Annotated in this window: 5 protein-coding genes and 3 pseudogenes; 2 read left to right on the forward strand and 6 right to left on the reverse strand. The window is 62.0% G+C overall.

The window, feature by feature from the left end:
- Positions 1–39: 39 nt before the first annotated feature.
- The 3 genes and pseudogenes from CQ011_RS17800 to CQ011_RS18145 all read right to left on the reverse strand — a co-directional run.
- Positions 40–684 carry a nitrite reductase large subunit NirB family protein gene (locus CQ011_RS17800; protein WP_286161161.1) on the reverse strand — a complete coding sequence of 215 codons (645 nt, stop codon included), beginning with the start codon at positions 682–684 and terminating at the stop codon, positions 40–42.
- A gap of 10 nt (positions 685–694) precedes the next feature.
- Positions 695–814, reverse strand: a pseudogene (locus tag CQ011_RS17805).
- Positions 784–1056 (reverse strand): annotated as a pseudogene (locus CQ011_RS18145) (ferredoxin-like domain-containing protein); the annotation flags it as partial. The pseudogenes CQ011_RS17805 and CQ011_RS18145, both read right to left, overlap by 31 nt.
- Between CQ011_RS18145 and CQ011_RS17815 the strand changes: the two are divergent.
- Positions 970–1206: a hypothetical protein gene (locus CQ011_RS17815; RefSeq protein ID WP_181148071.1), complete on the forward strand. Its 237-nt coding sequence runs from the start codon at positions 970–972 to the stop codon at positions 1204–1206. The pseudogene CQ011_RS18145 and the gene CQ011_RS17815 overlap by 87 nt on opposite strands.
- 27 nt (positions 1207–1233) lie before the next feature.
- Here CQ011_RS17815 and CQ011_RS18150 read toward each other — a convergent pair.
- Positions 1234–2655: pseudogene (locus tag CQ011_RS18150) on the reverse strand (FAD-dependent oxidoreductase); the annotation flags it as partial.
- A gap of 358 nt (positions 2656–3013) precedes the next feature.
- Here CQ011_RS18150 and nirD point away from each other — a divergent pair.
- Complete coding sequence (gene nirD / locus CQ011_RS10185; protein WP_105677595.1) at positions 3014–3391, forward strand: nitrite reductase small subunit NirD; 378 nt, start codon at positions 3014–3016, stop codon at positions 3389–3391.
- A 264-nt stretch (positions 3392–3655) separates the two neighbouring features.
- Here nirD and CQ011_RS10190 read toward each other — a convergent pair whose 3' ends face one another.
- Together CQ011_RS10190 and CQ011_RS10195 are read right to left on the reverse strand one after the other, a co-directional pair.
- Entirely contained in the window at positions 3656–5146 is a 1491-nt protein-coding gene (locus CQ011_RS10190; RefSeq protein ID WP_105677596.1) for an FAD-dependent oxidoreductase, read from the reverse strand.
- The coding region (locus CQ011_RS10195; RefSeq protein ID WP_146112598.1) for a molybdopterin oxidoreductase family protein at positions 5143–6263 on the reverse strand (1121 nt) is incomplete at its 5' end. The genes CQ011_RS10190 and CQ011_RS10195, both read right to left, overlap by 4 nt.

The following is a 6263-nucleotide window of genomic DNA, read 5'->3' on the forward strand; positions in this document are numbered from 1 at the left end:
CCGGTCCCTGAGGGCCGGCCGCACGGGCTTTTTCGCTTCCTAGTTCGGCGCGCCGATGCGAATGGTTGTCCCCAACGGCACCGGTCCAACCGGGCGATGCTGGCCACGCTCGGCCACATACTCCAGCTCGGTGTCCGCCACCTCCGGCGCATTGACGAAGGAGCGGAAACGGCGCAGCTTGTCCGGATCGGCCAAGGTTGCGGCCCATTCATCCTCGTAGTTGGCCACGTGCTTTTCCATGGCTGCCTCCAGCTCTTCGGCCAGGCCCAGGGAATCGTCGATGACCACCTGCTTGGCCCGTTCCAGGCCACCATCGAGATCCTGGAGCCAGTGCGCGGTGCGCTGCAACTTGTCCGCGGTGCGGATGTAGTACATCAGGTAGCGGTCGATGTATTTGAACAGTGTCTGCTCATCCACGCCGGCGGCGAGCAGCTGGGCGTGGGCCGGGTTGGCGCCGCCATTGCCACCCACATACAGGTTCCAACCATCGGTTGTGGCGATCACGCCAATGTCCTTGGCGCGAGCCTCGGCGCACTCTCGGGCACATCCCGAAACACCCATCTTCAGCTTGTGCGGTGCGCGCAGGCCGCGGTAGCGCAACTCCATCTCGATGCCCAAGGCGGTGGAATCGAGCATGCCGTAGCGGCACCAGGACGAACCCACGCAGGTCTTCACATTGCGCAGCGACTTGCCGTAGGCCTGGCCGGATTCGAACCCGGCGTCCACCAGCTCGCGCCAGATCTCGGGCAGCTGCTCCAGGCGGGCACCAAACATGTCGATGCGCAGGCCGCCGGTGAGCTTGGTGTACAGGCCGTACTTCTGCGCCACCGCGGCGATCACGCCAAGTTTCTGTGGGGTGATTTCGCCACCGGGGATGCGCGGCACCACCGAATAGGTGCCGTCCTTCTGCATATTGGCCATCACCCGGTCGTTGGTGTCCTGCGCGCCGGCAAGGCCCGCATCCATCGGGTGCACACTGGTCTGCGAGGAGAGGATATTGGCGATGACCGGCTTGCAGATATCGCATCCGGTGCCGGTGCCGAAACGATCCATCACCTCGCTGAAGGTCTGCAACCGGCCAACGCGAATCGCTTCATAGAGCTCCGGGCGGGAGAAGGCGATATGTTCGCACAACGCGGAGGAAACTTCCGCGCCGTCCTTGAGCATCTGCGCTTCCATGAGCTTTTTGAGCATGGGCACGCATGAGCCGCACTGGGTTCCGGCCCGCGTGCAGCCCTTCAGCCCGGAGACGCTGGTCACCGGAGCCACGCCCTCGAAGCAACCGCAACCGGAGACGGCATCGCGGATGGTGCCGGCGGTGACCGAATTGCAGGAACACAACACCGCATCATCGGGCAGCTCGCCCTCCGGAGCCTCGCCGCCCGGGGCACTCAAGTAAGCACCTGGCTCGCCAGGAAGTTCCCGGCCGAGCAACGGACGCAGCGACTGGTAAGGGCTGGCATCGCCAACAAAAATGCCTCCCAGCAGCGTCTTGGCATCGGCCGAAACCACCAGCTTCTGGTACAGGCCGCGCGGGGCATCCGCGTAGACCACTTCCAGCGCGCCCTCGGCGCGAGCAAAACCATCGCCGAAGCTGGCCACATCCACGCCGGAAAGCTTGAGCTTGGTCGCGGTGTCGAAACCGGCGAATTGCGCGTCTCCGCCGGACAGCTGCTCGGCGACGATTTCCGCCATGGCATTGGCCGGAGCGACCAGGCCGATGCAGAACCCGTCGTAGTTCGCGACCTCACCGATAGCCCAGATGTGCTCGATATCGGTGGCGCAATGCGAGTCGATGACCACGCCGCCGCGTGGACCCATGCCGAAGCGCGGTGCCTGGCTACCGGCCTCGTCCAGGGCCGCGTTGTAGTTGCGGATCAGCTCATCGCGCGGACGCACGCCGATGGAAACAACCACCATGTCGGCATCGATCAGGCGTTCATCGGCCATCAGCACGCCGGTGACGACTGTGCCGCCAAACTCCTGGCTGGTGGTGATTTCCTTCGGGAAGACTCCGTTGTGCACCGTGAATCCGGTCTGCTCGATCAACCGGCCCATGGCCTGGCCGGCCCCCTCATCCAACTGGGTGCCCATCAACCATTTGCCGCCGTCAATGACTACCGCTTCCGCACCCAGCGCTTGGGCGCCTGCGGCGGCTTCCAACCCGAGCAGGCCGCCACCGATGGTAGCGACCACCGGGGTGCGGCCCAACGTGGTCTTCAGTTCCTTGACCTTTTCGGCGATGGACCAGACGTCTTCCAGCGTGCGGTACACGAAGGTGTGCTCGTTGCCGGTGATTGGCAACGTGGCTGCATTGGATCCGGTGGCAAGCACCAAGTCGTCATAGCCGAAGGTGCGTCCATCCGCGGTGGACACCGTGCGCTTCACGCTGTCGATGGCCATGACCTTGGCATTGGTTTCCAAGCTGACATGCGCTGCTTCCCAGAGCTTCGGGTCGCCGAGGGTGAGATCGACCCCGGGGTTGGTCAGCGCCTGGGAGAGTGCCACGCGGTCATAGGGAAGGTGGGTTTCTTCGGTTAAAACTGTGATGCTCAAGTCCTGCGGTGCGCGGCTGGCCAGCGCTTCGGTGAAACGGTGAGCTGCGGGGCCTCCGCCGATAACCAGGACATTGCGTGCAGTGCGTGGTGTACCCATGATCTATTTCGACTTTCGCTGGGAAACGGTGAGTTTCAGGCTGATGAGTCCACTGTAGAAAGTACGTTTTGCGCCGCAATTACACCCGTGTTTCGGCCGGAGCAATTCTCTCCACCGTGGACCAACGGCCTAGTGAAGCTGCCGAAACATAATCGAATCATTTGGCCGGGAAATCGATTCGGTGATACGAAAAGATTAGGAAAAACCGGCGGAATGCCGGAAGAAAAATGAATTCACGGTGCTCATATTTGCTGTTAGCGATGCTTTACCCAGTAGCAATCACGATTGGTGTCGGGCGAAACATGCGGCTTCTAAGCTCGATTTATCAGCGAACACCAACCACGAAGGATTGACATTCATGAGCACGCAAATTGCAGAAGTAACTCGGGAAGCAACCTTGAACTTGGTTCCGCTTTGCAGCAGCGCAGACTTGGAGCGCGGATGGGGAGAGGCGCTGTTGCTTGAAGGCAGGCAACTGGCCCTGTTCCGTACCGAAGAAGACGCCTTCTACGCGACCTCGCATCACTGCCCCAACAGTGGCGCGAAGGTCATAGCCCGCGGCATTTTGGGTGACACCGTGGTCGATGGATCTAACGTGTCCACAGTTGCTTGCCCGCTGCACAAGGAAGTGTACCGCTTGGATACCGGGGAATGCCTGAACTCCGATTCGTTGCCGTTGCCGGTGCAGCGGCTTGTGGAAATCGAGGGACAACTATGGATGGAGCAAAGCAAATGAGCCCAAATACAGACCGTGTCCTCGACGTTGAGCATTCGGCCTGGCAAGGCTGGATTGAGATCCAGGACGAGACGGAACTGCTTGCAGCGAGCTAGTGCCGGCTGCCGCGTTGGGCGGTGGCGGCGTGCAAGAATAATGCAACTCGCATCATCATCTATTCGTAGGGACGAAGGCATAGAGCTTTCGTCCCTACGCTTTTGCGTGGCTGGGCGGGACAGGCGAAATGGCGGCCGGCTCGCTAGGCGCCGACCACCAGCAGAGTCATTACGCCAGGGACGGAGCCTTGGAAAGCAGCTCTTCGATTTTTGATTTGCACCCTCCGCATCCGGTGCCTGCACGGCAGCTTTCTCCCACCTGCGCGACGGTTGTGCATCCAGCGTCCACCGCATGGGCCACCTGTCCGTACGTGGCACCGGAACACCGGCACAGCTGATCTTCATCGCCGGGGATCGCAGAGATTTGATCCGTTGCCGGATCATCTAGGCGCAGCAGGCTAGAGCGGTCTTCCGGCAACGCGGTGCCCCGTTCATAGGCCAGCACAAGTTCGGCACTGGTTTGCGGCAATCCCATGGCCAGGAATCCGGTGATCGCATCCTGGCGGGTGACGATCTTGAGGTAGCGTCCGCGCGCAGGGTCTGCGTAGACGGTGGCCTGCAAGTCCGAATCGTCCCAAAAACCAGCGCTGATATCACCGGCGGCGGTCAGCTCGATGCCTTGGCCCTTGAGCATCAGTACGTCGGACGCGGAGAAGTCAGGAGCAGCAAGCGGCTCGGATGCGGCCGAACCAGTCAGCTGCAACAATAGTTGGGACAAAAATGCGGCCTGAGCCCACCCCGGGGCCAGCAATCCGACCGGCGGCTGTCCGGAAACTTCGGCGCAGTCACCCAAGGCGAAAATTCGCCCCTCGGTATCGGCGCATAGGAATTCATCGGTTTTGATACCACGGCCCACCGGCAGACCACAGCCCGATGCCAGCTCTGTTCTGGCGCGGACGCCCGTGGAAATGAGCAGGGCGTCTGCCTGGATCAGCCCGTGGGTGGAGGTCATCAAGCCGGTGAAACCCCGTGCATCCTTTTGAACGCCGGTTGCCTTGGCTCCCGGGATCACCTCGACACCGGCTTCGCGCAGATTACGGGTCAGCAACGCCCCTCCGTCTGCATCCACGACGCGTCCCAGGGGTGCCGGACCATGATGTACCAGTACCGGTTGTGCCCCGGTACGCGCAATTGCCAGGGCTGCCTCGATGCCCAGTACACCGCCGCCGAGAATCAAAATGCGTTGGCCAAGACCGATCGATTTGCGCAGCTGATGGGCATCTTCGACCGTGCGTAGGGCGAATACGCCGGCAGGCAGGGGAGCGTCGGTATGCGGTTCGAAGTTCAGGCCATTGAGCGTCGGGACCACGGCCCGGGCGCCGGTGGCGAAAACAAGCCGATCGTAGGACACATAGTCGTTGTCGTCCAGATGGATTCTGCGGCGTGAACGATCGATGCCGGTAGCCCGTACGCCCAAGCGCACTTGGATTCCGGCATCGGCCAGGCGTTGCGGATCCGCCATGCTCAGGTGCGCGAACTCGGCGGCCCCCACCGCCAGCTCAGCGAGCAGCACACGGTTGTAAGCCAGCTGATCTTCGGCGCTGATCACCGTGATTTCGCATTGACCGGACGCCGCCGCGGGCAGCAGTCCCTCAACGAGGGAAGCTGCGACGGGACCGAAACCGATGATAATGATGCGTTGCGGGCGTTGCTCGTTCATTGTTCCTCTTTCACAGCGCTCAGCGAAACCTGGGCGTGCTTGAATTCCGGCATCCTGCTGTGCGGGTCAACCTTCGCCTCGGTCAGCAGATTTGCGGTACCTGAGTTCGGGTAGTGGAAGGGTAAGAAGACCGTGTCTAGCCGGGCATCGGCGGTCAGCCGTGCGCGGGCGGTCACTTCACCGCGTTCATTGCTGATCACTACCTTCTGCCCCGGGACAATCTGATGGGCGAGGGCTGTTGCCGGATGAATTTCAAGCAGTGGTTCCGGTGCGGCCTGGGCTAGCTCGGGAACGCGGCGAGTCTGCGCGCCGGACTGGTAGTGCTCAAGCAAGCGGCCGGTAACTAGTGACACGGACGAGTTGTTCTTCCGGGGTGCCGGCTGGAAATAAACAGGCACCAGCACAGCACGCTGGTCTTCATGGGCAAAACCATCAAGGAACAGCCGCGGGGTGCCATTTCGGATGCCGCGCTCGGCGATGACCTCGGTGCCTGCAGGGCACGGCCAATAGATGGCTGCCCCGGCGTCGAGGTCATCCCAACGCACTCCCGAGTAGTCCGCCAAGCCGCCGGCTGAAGCCAATTTGAGTTCCTCGAAGACTTCTTGGGCATCGGGGGAGAATCGTCCTGGAGCGTTCAGGCGTTGGGCGAGCTGGGAGAAGATCCACAGTTCATTGCGCGCATTTTCTGGTCCCGCCAAGGCAGCTCGGCGGCGCAAGATTCGGCCCTCCAAGTTGGTCATGCTGCCTTCTTCTTCAGCCCATTGCAGCACCGGCAAGACCAGGTCCGCTTGGGCTGCAGTCTCTGAGAGGAAGAAATCGCAGACCACCAAGAAATCCAGCCTGGACAGGGCCTGGATCACGCGCGACGCATCGGGTGCGGAGACCACCGGGTTAGCTCCGTGGATCATCATCATGCGTGGACCGCTCGGGGTACCTAGCGCGTCAAGGAGTTCAACGGCGGGAAGCCCGGGGCCGGGGATGATCTCGGGGTCAACACCCCAGACGCGGGCTACATGCGCACGGTGTTCGGGGTCGGTGATTTTGCGGTAGCCGGGAAGCTGGTCGCACTTTTGCCCGTGTTCCCGCCCGCCCTGCCCATTGCCCTGGCCGGTGAGGG

The organism is Arthrobacter sp. MYb213 (assembly GCF_002979915.1).
Classification (GTDB): domain Bacteria; phylum Actinomycetota; class Actinomycetes; order Actinomycetales; family Micrococcaceae; genus Glutamicibacter.